This is a genomic window from Rummeliibacillus sp. BSL5 (genome assembly GCF_052928305.1).
The window spans coordinates 395,732-412,916 of the sequence record NZ_JAVGCV010000001.1 but is presented as its reverse complement, the minus strand read 5'-3'; the positions used below and the strand labels follow the sequence as shown (position 1 = coordinate 412,916).

15 protein-coding genes and 1 pseudogene are annotated in these 17,185 nt (G+C 35.1%); 4 read left to right on the top strand and 12 right to left on the bottom strand.

Annotated elements, in window-relative coordinates; translation table 11 throughout:
• Positions 1-3: 3 nt before the first annotated feature.
• Positions 4-975, bottom strand: a complete 972-nt coding sequence (dapF, locus tag RCJ93_RS02085; RefSeq protein ID WP_150284590.1) for a diaminopimelate epimerase — start codon at positions 973-975, stop codon at positions 4-6.
• A 606-nt stretch (positions 976-1,581) separates the two neighbouring features.
• Between dapF and RCJ93_RS02080 the strand changes: the two genes are divergently transcribed.
• The gene (locus RCJ93_RS02080) at positions 1,582-2,130 is read left to right on the top strand and encodes a GNAT family N-acetyltransferase (RefSeq protein WP_066787918.1); all 549 of its coding nucleotides are present in this window, start codon (positions 1,582-1,584) and stop codon (positions 2,128-2,130) included.
• A gap of 102 nt (positions 2,131-2,232) precedes the next feature.
• Here RCJ93_RS02080 and RCJ93_RS02075 read toward each other — a convergent pair whose 3' ends face one another.
• Positions 2,233-3,315, bottom strand: coding sequence for an undecaprenyldiphospho-muramoylpentapeptide beta-N-acetylglucosaminyltransferase (locus tag RCJ93_RS02075; RefSeq protein WP_150284591.1), 1,083 nt, complete (start codon positions 3,313-3,315; stop codon positions 2,233-2,235).
• A 73-nt stretch (positions 3,316-3,388) separates the two neighbouring features.
• Here RCJ93_RS02075 and RCJ93_RS02070 point away from each other — a divergent pair, with 73 nt between their 5' ends.
• Entirely contained in the window at positions 3,389-4,738 is a 1,350-nt protein-coding gene (locus tag RCJ93_RS02070; RefSeq protein ID WP_150284592.1) for an MATE family efflux transporter, read from the top strand.
• A 65-nt stretch (positions 4,739-4,803) separates the two neighbouring features.
• Here RCJ93_RS02070 and RCJ93_RS02065 read toward each other — a convergent pair whose 3' ends face one another.
• The 7 genes from RCJ93_RS02065 to RCJ93_RS02035 all read right to left on the bottom strand — a co-directional run bounded on the left by RCJ93_RS02065 (position 4,804) and on the right by RCJ93_RS02035 (position 12,655).
• On the bottom strand, positions 4,804-5,895 hold the full coding sequence (locus tag RCJ93_RS02065; protein ID WP_150284593.1) for a Ger(x)C family spore germination protein: 1,092 nt from the start codon (positions 5,893-5,895) through the stop codon (positions 4,804-4,806).
• Positions 5,883-6,914, bottom strand: a complete 1,032-nt coding sequence (locus RCJ93_RS02060) for a GerAB/ArcD/ProY family transporter (RefSeq protein WP_150284594.1) — start codon at positions 6,912-6,914, stop codon at positions 5,883-5,885. The genes RCJ93_RS02065 and RCJ93_RS02060 overlap by 13 nt, the downstream gene beginning before the upstream one ends.
• A complete protein-coding gene (locus RCJ93_RS02055; protein ID WP_150284595.1) occupies positions 6,911-8,329 on the bottom strand; it encodes a spore germination protein in 1,419 nt (472 codons plus the stop codon). The genes RCJ93_RS02060 and RCJ93_RS02055 overlap by 4 nt, the downstream gene beginning before the upstream one ends.
• Positions 8,330-8,593: 264 nt before the next feature.
• Positions 8,594-9,400 (bottom strand): CAP domain-containing protein, encoded by an 807-nt coding sequence (locus tag RCJ93_RS02050; protein WP_150284596.1) that lies wholly within the window; start codon positions 9,398-9,400, stop codon positions 8,594-8,596.
• Positions 9,401-9,577: 177 nt separating this feature from the next.
• Complete coding sequence (locus RCJ93_RS02045) at positions 9,578-10,477, bottom strand: CobW family GTP-binding protein (protein WP_150284597.1); 900 nt, start codon at positions 10,475-10,477, stop codon at positions 9,578-9,580.
• Between the two features lie 152 nt (positions 10,478-10,629).
• Positions 10,630-12,129, bottom strand: a complete 1,500-nt coding sequence (locus RCJ93_RS02040; protein ID WP_150284598.1) for a lmo1851 family serine protease — start codon at positions 12,127-12,129, stop codon at positions 10,630-10,632.
• A gap of 121 nt (positions 12,130-12,250) precedes the next feature.
• The gene (locus tag RCJ93_RS02035) at positions 12,251-12,655 is read right to left on the bottom strand and encodes a DUF2512 family protein (protein ID WP_190323429.1); all 405 of its coding nucleotides are present in this window, start codon (positions 12,653-12,655) and stop codon (positions 12,251-12,253) included.
• A 625-nt stretch (positions 12,656-13,280) separates the two neighbouring features.
• Here RCJ93_RS02035 and RCJ93_RS02030 point away from each other — a divergent pair.
• A complete protein-coding gene (locus RCJ93_RS02030) occupies positions 13,281-14,126 on the top strand; it encodes an aldo/keto reductase (protein WP_446738241.1) in 846 nt (281 codons plus the stop codon).
• 156 nt (positions 14,127-14,282) lie between these two features.
• Positions 14,283-15,077 (top strand): SDR family NAD(P)-dependent oxidoreductase, encoded by a 795-nt coding sequence (locus RCJ93_RS02025; RefSeq protein WP_150284601.1) that lies wholly within the window; start codon positions 14,283-14,285, stop codon positions 15,075-15,077.
• Between the two features lie 332 nt (positions 15,078-15,409).
• On the opposite strand, the pseudogene RCJ93_RS02020 reads toward RCJ93_RS02025, so the two are convergent.
• The 3 genes and pseudogenes from RCJ93_RS02020 to RCJ93_RS02010 form a co-directional block, all read right to left on the bottom strand.
• Positions 15,410-15,784: pseudogene (locus tag RCJ93_RS02020) on the bottom strand (aspartate/glutamate racemase family protein); the annotation flags it as partial.
• Positions 15,785-16,060: 276 nt separating this feature from the next.
• Positions 16,061-16,498, bottom strand: coding sequence for a nucleoside 2-deoxyribosyltransferase (locus RCJ93_RS02015; protein ID WP_147196864.1), 438 nt, complete (start codon positions 16,496-16,498; stop codon positions 16,061-16,063).
• Between the two features lie 174 nt (positions 16,499-16,672).
• Positions 16,673-17,170 carry a hypothetical protein gene (locus tag RCJ93_RS02010; RefSeq protein WP_150284603.1) on the bottom strand — a complete coding sequence of 166 codons (498 nt, stop codon included), beginning with the start codon at positions 17,168-17,170 and terminating at the stop codon, positions 16,673-16,675.
• Positions 17,171-17,185: the final 15 nt, after the last annotated feature.

Sequence of the window (17,185 nt, the reverse complement as noted above, 5' to 3'; positions counted from 1 at the left end):
ACATCAAACGCCAAATAATGTCTTGTGTTTTTCCTTCGCTTCATGGCTAAGTTTTAGATAGGCGAGCTGTTCAGCTGACTCTTCTTTGCTTTCAAATGAATAATGAGCGCCTTCAGACTTTAACGTATATAATGCAGTAATCGTTGCGTTACCTATTAACCTTAAATTATATTGATCATCTTGTTTTATGCCGACCATACATTGGACGAACCCACCTGGATTCATGACAGTAATTTTTTCTTTGGATGTGTAATTCAGTAGGCGAGATACTAAAGCTGAAGCAGTCATCGCCGTGCCACAAGCATTTGTAAAGCCTACTCCCCTTTCAAAAGTGCGTACATATATCTCGTCAGGTCCCATTGTATATACATAACTCACATTTACGCCATCTGGACAAATACGATTTGGACCATTTAAAAAGGATGCCACTTTCTCTTGATGTGATGAAGTGGCTATTAAATCTTTTGGAACAAAGGAAATTAAATGTGGATTTGGCACTGAAATGGCTGTAAATTGTAGCTGCTCGTCAAGAGCAACATTGACCTCATTAATAAGAGTTGTTTTGTTATCATAATTCATTGGAAGTGAAGTGAGTTCGAAGGAAACAGGTGAAATTTCTACACTGTACGTAGGAATTCCTTCCGCTAAAGGCTGTTCTTTTGCAACATGTAAAATAGCTTTCATCGTTTCAATTTGTCCTTCAGGGAGATTGTGTTTTTCTAATACATAGCGTGCAACACATCGAAGTCCATTGCCGCACATTGATGCTTCTGTGCCATCTGCGTTAAATACTCTCATTTTGGCTAATGCGTTAGAAGATGGCGACACTAAGAGCAGTCCATCTGCGCCATCTTCTATATCTTTGTCGCAAAGCCAGATAGCTAAATTTGCCCAATCTAGTTCTTTATCATTTTTAGTTTCATATAAATAAAAAGTATTTCCTGAACCGTGGACTTTTTGAATGTCTAAAATCATATTTGGTCCCCTCTTTTCATGTAAGTCTAATATTTAATTGTACAAGCAGCCATAGGACACTAGTACAACATTATTTGCTTTTTTATAAACATAATTGAATGCTCATATTTTATTGAATAATTCTTGCAAAACTCCTTAAGCATGAGCTACATTATACAAATAATCAGTAAAAACATAGGTCATTATAGTAAAAACTATCTATTCTTAACTCTATATTATACGCAATTCATATTAATTTTCCATAATTAAGTGAATATTAAAGAAAATAAGGGAATACTACTATACTTTTCATCCAAAATTATGTTTCCCTCCAGCAAAAAAACGCTGTTCACAATTATCATTTTTTGTTCAAATTTTTTATTAAAAACTGTATTTTTTTCTTTGCAATTTGCGCAAATCTTAGTATAGTTAAAGAGCAAAATAATTTCATAAATGAGTCTATAATATATAGAATCAATAGGGAAGGCAAATGGTGCGCCACCAGTGATCGCTGGTTCTAGTGGGTTCGATTCCCACCCCGAAATTTTTTATGCAACATTAAATGAAAAATTTCGTTGGGGCTAGAACTGGGTTTTCGATGTTCACCCCCAAAAGGAGGCGTTCAATATGATTAAGCGACGTGAATTACAAGAATGTAATGAGCTTTTTGAGTTGTTAAGTCACCCATCTGTCTTCCCTTTTGTTCGTCAAAAGGCTAAGACAGCCGATGAATTCTGGTTTATGACAAACCAGCTTATGGAAGATGAAGAAAACGGTAAAGTAGTTTCTCGCACGATTTTAGACGATTGGGGCCAACCGATTGGCAGCATTACCTTGTATGATGTGCAAGATGGCGCAGGCTTCTTAGGAACATGGATAGGCGTACCTTATCAGGGTAAAGGCTATAATCAAAAGGCGAAAGAATTGTTTTTAGAAGAGTTATTTTTTGAACTCGATTTTCAATGTGTGTTCTTAAAAATCCGCAAAGAAAATACTAAATCAATTCGTGCTGCATTAAAGCTAGGTTATGCTGTAGATGCTAAAGAAAGCCACCCATCTCTATATAAGGAAATTAATCAAGGTGAGAAACAATTTGAGTTATTCAAAATCCAAAAAGATACCTTTTATTTATATATGGCTACCCGAAATGGCGAGTCTACAGAACAAGCCATGTAAATTACCGGTATTGCCAACAAAAGCCCCTCTATTCTATATAGAATGAGGGGCTTTTAATATTACTACAGAAATTATTCCTTTGAATTTCCTTGCCTGAGTATCTTATTTCGTTTTTGCATATTGAAGTATCAGATCCACCATTTCATCTGGTGTTTTTGGAGATTCTGCTTCCTGCATATTTTTGATTAGCGAATCACTATGTTTTTCTAACAATTGAAGCGCTTTTAAGAAGCTTTGTTGATTGACCTCTTCTTCTTGCAGTACTTCGGCTAATCCTTGTTCAAAGAACAGTTTGGCATTTAAAATCTGATCACCGCGAGATTTTTCTAAAGAAAGAGGGATTAATAGCATCGGTTTTTGAAGTGCCAAAAATTCAAAGATAGAGTTAGACCCTGCTCTAGATACTACATAATCAGTTGCATGTAGTAAATCTGGCAATTCAGTTGTTACATATTCAAACTGTTTATAAGATGGCAAGTCAACTAGTGCTGTATCGATATGCCCCTTACCACATAGATGGATGATATTGTACTTCTTTAGAAGTTCCACTAAATTGGCACGAACCGCATCATTAATGAACTTAGAGCCTTGGCTCCCCCCCATAATCATAATGGTCTCTTTATCTGCCACAAACCCACATAATTGTAGGCCCCTCTCCTTGCTTCCTTCAAATAAAGCAGGACGTATGATAGAACCTGTACATGCCGATTTCTCTGCAGGTAAATGTTTTAATGTTTGTTTGAAAACAGTGAAGATATGTGAAGCGAATGGCAAAGCCAATTTATTGGCAAGGCCTGGTGTTACGTCAGATTCATGTGCGATAACTGGAATGCCTGACATTTTAGCCGCCATCACAACCGGCACCGACACGAAGCCGCCTTTTGAAAATACTACTACTGGCTTTACGCGCCTCATAATAGACAAGGCCTGCGAAATTCCTGCTAATACACGGAAGGGATCCGTAAAGTTTTTCATTGAGAAATAGCGTCTTAATTTACCGCTAGATATCGGATGATAAGGCAAGTTGGGAAATGCCTGATCAATAATCTCTTTTTCTATCCCTTCTTTTGAACCTATATAGTGAACCTCATAGCCTTTTTCTAGAAAAGATGGTATGATTGCTTGATTGAGCGAGACGTGGCCTGCGGTGCCCCCGCCCGTTAAAATTACTGTCTGATTTGTCATATTAAATCTCCTTAAAGTAAATCAACGTCTTTTTCCCTTTTAGAAACATTCATATTCAATGGAGTTGAACAAAATGCATGAAACAACAAAAGTAGGCACGAAATGGAAGAAAATGTCGACCATCGTGCTGCCAATTTTAATTACCCAAGTGGCATTATACCTCATGTCATTTTTCGATGTATTGATGTCTGGTAAATACAGTACACAAGATTTAGCTGGCGTATCAATTGGTTCTTCTATTTGGCTTCCTGTTTATACTGGTTTATCAGGCATCTTAACATCAATCACACCTATTGTAGCACAATTTGTAGGTGCAAAAAGAGAGAAAGAAGCATCTGCTACTGTTAAACAAGGTTTTTATGTAGCGATTCTGTTAGCCATTATTATCTTTACTGGACTAACGCTTAGCTTAAAACCATTATTGAAAGGCATGTCACTTGAGCCAGATGTTTACCGCGTGGCCTACCATTATTTAATCGCCATGTGCTTTGGTTTATTACCTTTATTCATATACAGTGTATTGCGATGCTTCATTGATGCACTCGGTCAAACGAGAGTCAGCATGTTAATTACATTGATGGCAGCACCCATTAATATTGTTTTTAACTATTTATTCATATTCGGACATTTAGGATTCCCCGAATTGGGTGGCGTTGGCTCGGGTGTAGCATCTGCGATTACCTATTGGCTAATCTGTGGTGCTGCCATCATTATTACAATGAAAAAGACACCGTTTGTAGGTTTTTCACTTTTTTCAAAATTACCTAGGCCAAACCCAACCAAAGCATTTGAAATTGTTAAGCTTGGCTTGCCGATAGGTTTAGCTATATTTGCAGAAAGCAGTATTTTTTCTGTCGTCACAATGATGATGAGCAAATATAGTACAGAAGTAATCGGCGCACACCAGATCGCTATGAACTTCGCCAGTCTTCTTTATATGATTCCGCTTAGTATCTCGATGGGTGCGACAATCTTGGTTGGATTTGAAGCAGGCGCCAAGAGATTTCAAGATGCCAAAACATATAGTCGTTTATGTACAATTACTGCGGTTACTTTTTGTATGATTTCTCTTACTGTTTTACTTATATTCAAAGGTCATATAGCTAGCGTGTACAGCAATGATGATCAAGTAATAAGACTCGCTGGCCATTTCTTAACATATGCTGCTTTCTTCCAGCTTTCAGACGCCATCCAAGCACCTATCCAAGGAGCACTGCGAGGATATAAAGATGTCACCATTACATTCATTATGGCACTCGTCTCTTATTGGATCATCGGCTTGCCTGTCGGTATATTACTAGCAAATATGACGAACCTTGGCCCTTATGGTTACTGGATTGGTTTAATTGCAGGGCTGGCTATGGGTGCTGTCACATTAAGTATTCGACTTCGGTTTGTACAGCGCAAGATGGAGAATGCATAAAGTTTATAACAATTACACATTTAAAAAGGGAGTTCCATCCACCATGACGGTAACTCCCACTACAATTATCTAATACTTCCACTACGCACGATTTTAACCTTTACTTTTGCTTCTATCTTAATGTCTTTATATATTTCCTTCCATTTGCCTTCTCTCCATAAGTTCGGATGATATGCTCTGATATCTTCACCTATTCCTACTACATCTGAAGACGCTTCCTGGCTTCTTTTAAACATCCTAGCTATATCTTTCTCAACTCTGCCTTCTATATACTTCTCTAACTCTTTTCTTTTTTGCTTACGATCTAAATGGTCCGGCGGATATTCAGTCATAACAATCGGCATATAAATATTATAATTCACTTTAATGTTATTACCAACCTGTGTTACTTTCATATTCTTCTTAAATCTAATGGCATTAAACCCTACTGATATATCTTTTCCATCTTTCTTCATTAGATATGCCAACTCAATAATATCTGATTTCCCATATCCCATTAATGTTGCAAAAGTGGATTCTCTCATTGTAAGGTGCTCACCTGTATAATTTTTACCATTAAATAATGCAATACCTTCTCCTTCGGGAAGCCCTTTATCACCACTCGCTTTTAGGTATGGTAATGCAAGATCTCTACCCTCACCAAACATCTGATTTGCCGCGATTTCTAAATTAGTTACAGGATATATTGAGGATTTTTCAAATGATTGAATAAAATCTAAATAGTACTCCCCAATCTCTTTTGGTAAGTTTTCTTTAAGTTCTAAGAACTTTTTTGTCGAGCCATCGGTAATTACTACTTTTGCTGTCATTGGACTCTCAGCAGATCGATAATATACGTCCAATAAAGAATATAAATCCTTCTTAGCCGTATCTTCACTAACTAATATAGTAGTCAATTCAGCTATATCCATTGTTTGCTCAGTTTTTTTATTTGCATTCATCCTTACTTCTCTAGCTGTTTTCCCTACTCCTTCAAGCACTATATATTTTGTTGGGTCACTACTTGAACTAGGGTATGCATAGTAGGCTTTTATATCTCCAATGCTGCCATCTACCCCTACTACAGAAATAACAGAGAGCTCTTTATACAAACGTTGGTCCCAGCATCCACTAAGTAAAACAGAAGCTAAAAGAAGAAAGATAATCATTTTGCGCATTTTGCTTCCCTCCTTTTATTTTTCCAAATAATCAAGATCGGTAAAATAACAGTAAAAGGAATATAAATATATTGGAAATGAGCTCTAATAAATTCTACAGACCTTATATTCAAAAAAGCTAAGCTTCCGAAAAAAATCAAAATATGCAATACTGCCATAGGAAATTTCTGATTCTTCCTTTGCACTTGGAAATAAGCAACTCGAATGTTAAATACAATCAAGCTAAACGAAATGAGACTCCAACCTAGCCATATATACAAAAAGAAAATATCGAGTCTTTTAACAAACGTAACTTCAATGGATTTCAAAATATATAAGGTAGGTTCAGTTATATAAGGTAATGAAGCCGGTGCAAAATACATTTTTACTACTAATAATAAGAAGCCAGAAAATAAAGTTATGACAGTTTGATAAATTAGAATATCTTTAAAACGCATTTTGTCTTCTGTCAGTACATGTTTCCTTAATACTAAATAACCTTCTAAACCAGTAAAGGAAGCTAAACCATATAGCGTACCCATAATCCATTGGTGCCCAGTACTTGTGCCAATCGGAAAGAGTTGACTTACCTTTAATTCAGGTGATGCAAATAACAGGAAAAATATAAATACAAAGACAAAAGGAATGATGAAAACTGGCATATTTACTGCGGTTGACGGCCTGCTGACACTGATATAATAAGAAACTAAAAGCATTAGAAGCAATGTTACAGAATTAGGAGTGTTTCCAAGCACCCAAATATTTAAAGTATATTGAATATACACTAAAGATAATATTAGTAAAGCAAGCCAGCTAAGAATATAAATCCAACGTGTTATCTTCCCTAATTCGAAGTATTTATGATATTTTTCGTATAAACATAATTGAAGAAAAACAAAAGCGGCTGCAATAAAGAACATAATCCATGCATCTCGTCCGCCAGCATTCAGAAGAGCCTCTGAATAAGCAATAAAAATAATTCCCGTTGTTCTAAAAAAAAGCATAATAAATAATTGGACTTTAGTTATGGTAAAATTCATGGTTTCTTCCCTTTCGGATCAAAACTGGTAGGTTGAGTACCTGAAGTTGTATGTTTTCCACGAAATAGTATTTGTTTCGTTTTCTTTGGATCAAATGGAACAATCGGATAAATATATGGTGATTTCAGAGATTTTAAGTTGCATAAATGTACACCTAAAATAAGTGCGCCGATTAAAATTCCAAAGAATCCTAGTAATGCAGCCGCAAACATAAACGGAAAACGCAATACACGGACCGACGTATTAAGCTCTACTGATGGTGCAACATAGCTAGAAATTGCAGTTAATGCAACTACTATTACAACCATATTGGAGACTAAACCAGCACTTATAATGACATCTCCTACAACCAAACCACCAACAATACCAATTGTTTGAACCAAAGCCTGTGGCAAGCGAATACTAGCCTCTCGAATTAACTCAATAATTATTTCGACAATTAAAGCTTCAAAAATTGGCCGATAAGGTATTTCACTAATGTCTAACTTTAATTTTTTACTTAATTCAATTGGAAGAACCTCATAATGAAAGCTGACAATGGCTATATAAAAAGCAGGTAAAAAAATAGCAGTAATAAAACTAAATACCCTAACCATTCTATAAAATGAACCGACGATTACACGACTATTAAAGTCATCTGGCGATTGATAAAATGAAAATAATGTTACAGGTGCTATATAAGCAGTTGGCGAAAAGTCAGACATCATAACAATTTTCCCCTCAGAAAGATTAGCAAATACCCTGTCTGGCCTTTCAGTATTCATAATTTGAGGGAAAGGCGATAGAGGATTATCTTCAACAAAATCATTCAATTGTCCTGAAGCATATAATCCATCGGCTTTTTCTTTCATATTATTGAGTTTCTGCTCTAAATCATTAAGGTTTTCTTGATTAGCAAAACGGGCTAAATACATATAATAAATATCTGCTTTGTTGTCTTTTCCAATAGTTACTTTTTTTACAATTAAATCGGGTACTCGCATTCTTTTTCGAATTAGCCCTAAGTTTACGTCTGTATCTTCCACAAATCCTTCATGGGCACCCCGTAAAATAGCTTCATTTGTGGGCTCATCTGGAGAACGATGGGGCAAGTTAGGCATAGAGAAACGAACCATTTGCTGAGTATTCAATAAAAGAAGTACTGTATAACCCTGACATACATAATCCACCAATGTTTCTAGATTGTAGGCTTCTTTTCGTGAAGAGGTGGTTGCATCCCAGTCTTTTTCATTAAACGTTGTTTGCACTTTTAACACATTCAATATATCTTGTACATCTTTTTTATTAGCCATCGAGCTATAGTAGCAGAGAATAGCATATTGATCTTTTGGAAATGAGATTTCCCTTGCTATAAAATCAACTGAATTATAAAAAGTGGCTTTTAATTTTTCAACCATCGATTCTAGCTGGAGCATTTAATACCTCCTCTTTTATTCTTGATGAATATGGTTGGTACCTTCTAGTTACCTTTACATTCTTTCTTTTTTCAGTATGGAACATAAAATTACATTTCAAACAAAAATCCAACCATTAAATGACTGATCCTTTATTTATATAGGTTGCATATTATGCTGGTTTTTGATTTATGAAGACATAAAAAAGCTCTCAGAATGATAAATATTCCGAGAGCCTCTTAACTTGAAATCAGGATGCCCTGATCTCAATTCAAATACTTTATTCTATTTTTGAATAAATTGTTGTGTCCAGACGTTTCCTTTTGCATCATAACCTACACCAATATGTGTATAGTTTTTGTTCATAATGTTAGCGCGGTGACCTTCTGAATTCATCCAAGCTTTTACTACTTCTTCTGGTGTTTTTTGACCTTTGGCAATATTTTCGCCTGCTGATTTATACGTAATACCAAGAGATTTCATTTGGTCAAATGGTGAACCGTAAGTTGGGCTTGTATGATCGAAATAATTTTTGTCTGCCATATCCTTAGATTTAGCTTTCGCAGAGCCCATCAATTTTGTATCTGCTTGTAAAGCAGGCAGACCTTCTTTTGCACGTTCTGCATTAGTCAATGTGATGACTTGTTTTTCAAATTGAGAAGCAGATGTTGCATTTGAGTCTGTAGATGGTTTGCTTGGTGCATCAGTATTTGGTTTTGACGGTGTTGTAGTATCTGTATCTGGCTTAGCTGTTGTATCTGTATTTGGTTTTGTTGTATCTGTATTTGGTTTTGTTGTATCTGTATTTGGTTTTGTTGTATCTGTATTTGGTTTTGTTGTATCTACGTTCGGCTTAGTTGTAGGTTTTACCGAATTCGTATTTGAAGTACCATTTGTAAAGCAGTTATTCAACATAATATTACGATGTGTATTATATTTAGTTGATTGGTAATGCCATGTATGATTTGACATCGAAGTTTGCTTCGTATGTTCTTTCGTAACAGTTTTCGCTGAAGCATCTATTGCTCCGCTGTGCACTCCTGCTGTTAAAAGTAAGCTGAATGGGATTGCCCATTTTGTTAGTTTGTTCATCTTGCATTCCTCCTTGTCGTGTTCCAAGCTTAAACGAAGAATCAAGCAAAAAAATCGCCAAGGATTGCCACTTTCTCCAGCAAGGAGCTGAACCCTCAGTAATATAGGGTTTTATTTGGAAGATAGTTGAAGTCTATCACCTTATTGCTATTCTAAGAGGGTTGACATCTCAATATTTTAGGCTTTAGGCAGTTCTAATTCATTCACATTTTCTCCGATAATCACTAGATTTGGTTCCATTTTTACATACTCAGGAAGCCATTGTGTTAATCCATATGCATACTGAAACAGCATAGGATTTCTAATTCCTTCGATTGGTACAAAGCCCTTCATTCGATAAACAGAATTAGGAAGCGTTTTAATCCATTCTTCAAATTTTTCTTGTGTAAAACTTTCCCCAGACTTGAAAGTAACAAGACGAGAACCTAAATGCAGATGCTCCCCTATGTTTGCTTGTTGAATAGAAGTCGGCCTAGCTGTAGCTTGTAATCTTTGAAGATATTTAATCGGTAGAGAGGCATTCGTTGTTTGAATGATCAGTGCATGTGAATTAATGCTCTGCATCTCAAAAGTAACTTTCGCTCTTTCTGATTCTGTCAGTAAATCCATCTTATTTGCCAAAATCAAATGTGCATGGCGAATCTGTTCTAAAAATAAGGAACGTGTTTGAATTGACATACCTTCTCTTTCTAACCAACGTTTACTATCAGCGACAGTGACAATACCTTTAATGTTTAACTCATTTGCAAATAGCGGTGAATAGACTGCATCTAATGCTTCGACTGGATGAGCTGCTCCAGTGGTTTCTATAATAAGCACATCAAACTCAGAATCCGCTAACAGTGATTGAATTTGTGCCTCCGTTTTTTCGGCACCTGTACAACAAATGCATCCATTTAACATTTCTTTTAAAGGTATATTTTCCTCGATTGCTTGTGAATCAAAATTTAAAGCCCCTAGCTCATTCATGATAATAGCTGGTTTTAAATTCTGTTCTTTCAATTGGCGAATGGTATTCATTAATAAGGTTGTTTTGCCGCTTCCTAAGAAACCGCTGAATAAATATACATCTTTCATTTTAAATCTCCTTCTATTTAACTGCTCTTTCAGCAGAGATTGTATTTCCCTCCAAAAAGGGGCAAACAGTTCGTAAATGTATCTTTACTAAATATAGTGATAGAGTCTTTTCAAAAAAGAGCTGACAAATGAATGCCAGCTCCTTAACTAATCTATTTCATTTCAGCTTTTACAATGCTTGCTGCTTTTTTCAGCTGTGGATCTTCTTTTTTGATTTTCAAGCGAATTTTATTCATTAATGCGTACGTTGTATCGCCTTTCAGAATACCTGTTTCCTTCAACTTGTTGTCTTTCTGGAATTGTTCCACCGCTAACTTCGTTGAGGCATCGTATAAGCCATCAATTTTACCAGGGTTATAACCTGCAGCTTGAAGTAATTTTTCAGCAACTTTAACGCTATCAGATAATGCACCTTCCTTGAAGGTTTTATCAGGGTCCAAATAAGGAAGAGATGCATAGCTTGGATAGTTCACTTTTACATTAGGTTTTATGCCCTTTTCATGAATCCAGTTACCTTTTGGTGTTAACCATTTCGCCATTGTGAATTTAAGATTAGATCCGTCCGGTAGATTCTCAGCGGTTTGCATCGTCCCTTTACCAAATGAAGTTTCACCTACTAATTTGATATGGGAGGACTCATTTAATGCTCCTGCTAAGATTTCAGAAGCTGATGCACTTCCTCCATCGATAAGAACAGTTGTTGGCACTTTTACCTTACGGCCATCTTCTGCTTTATAGACTTGTTTATTGCCTGAACGGTCTTCGAATTGTACGATTGGTTGTCCTTTTGGAACAAATAGATTTGCAATATTCTCTACTGATTCAACCAAGCCACCTGGATTTTGACGAACATCCAGAACCAACCCTTTCATACCTTTTGCTTCCATATCATCTAATGCACTAAGCAACTCTTTATAAGTACCATCTGAGAAGCTTGTGATTTGAATATGAGCAATTTTATTTTTCATCATTTCGGCATATACAGTTTCCACAGGAATGTCTGCACGAGTGATTTTAAAAGTGGTTAGCTTACTAGAACTTCCACGCTGGATTTCAAGTGTAACCTCTGTCCCCTTCTTACCGCGAATTAATAATACGGCTTGTGATGCTGTCATTCCATCAATAGATTTGCCATCTACTTTTTTAATAATATCGTTCGTTTTGATGCCTGATTTCTCTGCAGGCGAGTTTTTAATCGGTGATACGACCACAATATGGCCATCCTTCTCTTGCACCTCAGCACCTATGCCTTGGAAACTAGAAGAAATGCTTTCATTAAACGCTGAAGCTTCCTTTTTATTCATATAGTCAGAATATGGATCTCCTAATGCGCTGATCATTCCGTCTACTGCACCGTTTACTAGCTTGTCTGTATCAATTTTCTTGTAATAACCTTTTGATAGCTCATCGTATGCATTAAACAACTTTTGGAATTCGCCATGTGCTGGTGTGCGAACTTCCACTACTTTATCTTCGCCAACTGTTAACGCAAAAATCGTTATACCTGATGTACCAAGAACCAAAACCATGATCATCATGATGAAAGCAAATGGCTTCATACGTATGTATTTTCCTGTGACTTTCCCATGATTAGCATCTTGTTCTGATTGTGGTTCATTTTGTTCTTGTTCTTGCTTCGTTTTATCATCCATATTCGTTCACCACTTTCAATCTAAGAGTGTATAAAACACACCTTCTATCATAATAGCAGGAATTAAAGCGAACGAAAAGAAAAAGACTGCCAAAAATTCCTTGGCAGTCTTTTCACATCACTTAATCAAAAGATACATTGCAACTCACTGGTTTTGGTTCAAGCACCTTTGTTTCCATATACTTGTGGAATAACCATTCTCCTACCCCAAGTACAATAGAGGATAACAATGATGCGGCAAGAATATCCACAGTCTCTACATATAAAGCTGAACCCATGAAATAAATAATGACGAATGCTAAAACAGCATCCGAAAAGGTGGCAATAGTATTGCCCATTACATAGGCATAGCGCTTACTAAAGACGGTGAAGATAAGAATGTCTCCCAAAACAAAAGCAAAAATGGCAAGGACAAGGCTAATCCAGAGAGTCGTTGAAACATCTCCTCCATAAATGCCTGTATTAATGATTAATAGTATTGCTGCAGTCATAATTAGCTTTAGTATGAATGCACTCACATATTTCATCATTCTATCCCCTTTCGCATGACACAACATATAAATGACTAAATGAGTTGATTGATCAGATCAATCATGGGTTAGTATGAATTTTTTGGGTAATGATATACGTATTAATCCATTTATCCATTTGATTTACTCGTATAGCCTAAAAAATTTCTATCCTCAAACTAAAACGTCACTTCTTATATCTTGATCCAATCTATAGGCACTAAAATGTACCATTGGAACTTGTAAGTATCTATAGCACTTATAAGTACGTACTTTTCTTTATGGTGAATATATTTCATAATAGCTTTTGTACAGCAAGCTTTAACCATTATCAATTCGTTATTGATTATTTTACGTTCAAATCATGTGGGACAATCGAACATTATGAGTAATGGTTAACTTTATTGTTGGTAATACTATTAGTTCGTACAGGTGCTATAAATGCTCCTTTGAAAACATATTTGAAACATGCAATATGTGGAACAATAAGGTGTTTTTTCTAATTTAAAGGGAAGAGATGTAATCCGCACGTTTCTCCTCTTTAACAGGATAAATAAACGTTATTTGACAAGACAGAGTTGGTTCCTGTATGACGAAATATAATTAAGTCCATTTCAGTTTATAACAATCAGGAGGTTTATTTATGGTAGCGAAAAACTTACAAGATACAACAACTTTGTATAACGGCGTAAAAATGCCATGGTTTGGTCTAGGCGTATTTAAAGTAGAGGAAGGCCCAGATTTGGTTAATGCTGTTAAAACAGCCATTAAACATGGTTACCGGAGCATTGATACTGCAGCTATTTATGGTAATGAAGAAGGAGTCGGCCAAGGAATCCGTGAAGGACTTAAAGAAGCCGGCATATCTAGAGATGAATTATTTGTAACATCGAAAGTTTGGAACGACGACTTAGGGTATGAATCTACTTTAGAAGCCTACGAAACAAGCCTTAAGAAACTCGGATTGGATTATCTAGATCTATATTTGATTCATTGGCCTGTAGAAGGTAAATATAAAGATGCATGGAGAGCTTTAGAAACTCTTTACAAAGATGGACGAGTTAAAGCAATTGGGATGAGTAATTTCCAAATTCATCACCTTGAAGATTTAATGAAGGATGCAGAGGTTAAACCGATGATCAACCAAGTGGAATGCCACCCACGATTGACTCAAAAAGATCTTAAGTCATTCTGTCAAGAACATGGTATTCAGTTGGAAGCCTGGTCTCCATTGATGCAAGGTCAATTATTGGATAACCCAGAGCTTAAGGAAATTGCCAATAAATATGATAAGTCTATTGCTCAAATTATCCTACGTTGGGACTTACAAAACGGTATTGTGACAATTCCAAAATCAACAAAAGAACACCGTATTGTAGAAAATGCATCAATATTTGATTTTGAGTTAACATCTGAAGATATGGAACAAATTGATAGCTTGAATCAAGATCATCGCGTTGGTCCAGATCCGGACAACTTTGACTTTTAATAAGAAATAAGGAGATATAGACGTTACTATTCGTCTATATCTTTTTTCTAAGGTATTTAAAGTATGTGGAGTGTTCCATACGAAGAAAAATTTAAACAAAATTTATTCTATAAAAAATAAGTTAATGTCTAAGAAAATAATCTAGGAGGGAACTACATGCAACTAAATTTAAAAGGAAAAACAGCGCTAGTTACTGGATCTACATCAGGCATTGGGAAAGCGATCGCTATGTCGCTAGTAGAAGAAGGTGCTACTGTACTGATTAATGGACGTCGGGAAGAAAAAGTGTATGAAACTATTGAAGAAATTAAATCAAAATATCCAAATGCAATTCTTCATTCAGCAGTAGCTGATCTAGGAACAGAACAAGGCTGCCAAAAAATTATCGAGAACTATGCTGGGATAGACATCCTTATTAATAACCTAGGAATTTTTAAACCTGCCGAATACTTTGATATCTCTGATGAAGAATGGTTTAAATTCTTCGAAACGAATATCATGAGTGGAGTTCGACTTACGCGCTGGTACTTAAATCAAATGATTCAGAAGAAAGAAGGAAGAGTCATCTTTATTGCCAGTGAAGCAGCGATCATGCCATCTCTTGAAATGGCTCATTATAGTGCAACGAAAACAATGCAGCTCTCACTCTCTCGTAGTTTAGCTGAGCTAACGAAAGGAACGAGCGTGACAGTTAATACGGTTATGCCGGGCTCCACTCTAACTGAAGGAGTAGAAACAATGTTAAACACGCTTTATCCTAACGAAAATTTGACAATGGAAGAAGCGGAAACTCGATTCATGAAAGAAAATCGTCCAACCTCTATCATTCAAAGATTAATCCGACCAGAAGAAATTGCCCATTTTGTTACTTTCTTAAGCAGTCCCCTTGCCTCGGCCATTAATGGCTCTGCCTTACGAATAGACGGTGGGTTAGTTCGTAGTGTATTTTAAAAATATGTATCAATAAACCGATTATAGTTTTAAAAAATATACCCTATAGGAGCAATCCTATGGGGTATATAAGTTTCTTGATTTTGTATTGAAAAATAATAATATTAGAGTTATACAAAATAAAATGTACATTAAGAAAATATATATGAAGATTAAGAATACTAGCAATTAGTTCATATTTGTTTGGAGAGGCTCTACACTATTGATAAGCAACTGAAAATAACCAATTTATGTTTTATTCTATTGGTTCATCTGATTTTTCTAATGGCTATATTTTTTTTCACCTTTTCCATCCTACTTTCAAGATATTCGATGAGATAAAGAAGAAATTTTTACTTTCCAATTGCCTTATTAACTGATTCAAAAGCATGAATTACTGTTGTATCAAATATTGGAACTTCGGAATCCTCTTCTTTTATTAATAATCCAATCTCTGTACATCCTAATATAATTCCTTCGGCTCCTCTATCAATTAAATTCTTGATGACTTTTTTAAAATATTCTTTTGACGCATGATTGATTTTCCCTAAACATAATTCTTCATAAATCACTTTATTTATAAGTTCTATATCCTCATGAACTGGAATTAATACCTTTATATCATTGTCTTCAATTCTTGATTTGTAAAAGTCTTGGATCATTGTATATTTGGTTCCAAGTAATCCTACTGAATTCAATTTAATTTTCTTTATTTCATTTGCTATTGCATATTCTTTAAATTCTATATTTTAAGAACCATTTCCTTCTTGTAGTAAAGCACTGTTAGAAATGTCTGTGATAATCTTACTCATAGATCCTTTTTTCATATACGATAGGCATTTAGAAATCATTAAAGTTTTCTTGTATTTCCCGGTCCTAGATCTCTTCCTTAAATTAGAAACTATTTTTATTATAGAAAAATAATTCTTATACATTGTATTGAAATATTTAACGGCAAGTTCATTCACAATAAAAAAAGGTAAGGGCATTAGCCCTCACCTTTTTTATTTCACTTCTTTTAAATAAGGTTTACTTGGAAGAGTGTCAAAATCATAACTTTCAACTTCATTCCAATCTTCAAAATAAGCATGTAAACTATCAGTAATCATCAAATTAATGATTTCTCCTTTTGGATTAAACAGTAAAACAGGTTTACCCATAGCATAAGCATAGCCTAATTCCCAGGCTGTACCGGTATCATCATAGTTTTCTCCAATAATCCCAAATATCATATCTGCCCATTTAATGTGTTCCATATCGTTTTTAAATACGAACGTTCTCCATTCAAAAGAACCAAATTCGAATTCAGGTAATTGACTTTCTCTTGGTGAGAAGACCGTGTGCCCTAATGCTCTTAATACCTGTTCTGCTTTTTCTACATGTACAATTTCCTCTCTACCATCTACATCAAAGAATGGACTTGCAAGATAAATTTTAGCCATTTTGTTCCTCCTATTTCAAACAACGATTAACTTTTTAATAAAGTTTATTCCTAAACATATTATCATTAAATATCAAATAAAATCATTAAATTAAGATTTGGGCCGTATTGAAAACACTCGCCCTTTGCCTTATCTGCATTAATTTATTATCTATATGTATAATATATAAAATCCTTACTCACCTAAGCGAGATTCCAATAATTTTCTCGTTTTTAAATCAAAAATTTTATATTTCATTCCCCACATGTGGTCTTTGGTCACTGTAACCTTACAATAACAAGGTATGGATGTACCATAAGCATCAAGATCAGGAATCCCTTGAAACTCAAATTGTTCATCTGTATCAAGCACATTGATGGTTGTATCATTAGTGTGTCTTCCAAATGTTGATGATGTGATTTCTACAGTACATTTTCCTTTAAGAACTTCAAAATCCCTCGTTAATACAGATTTTAAACTTGGAATAGTAATCCATAAGAGAAAAATACCAATTAGAAAGAGTCCAAAAAATTTTAAAATTGTCCATTCAAATTCTCTAAGGCTATACATAAGGACAAAATAATACAATGAAGCTATTACTAAAAATGCACCTAAACCACATAAAAAATAATAAGATAAAATAATAAGCGCTCCTATCAACAAATAATTACTATATCTACGTAATTTAGACACAATAGTTTCAGAAGT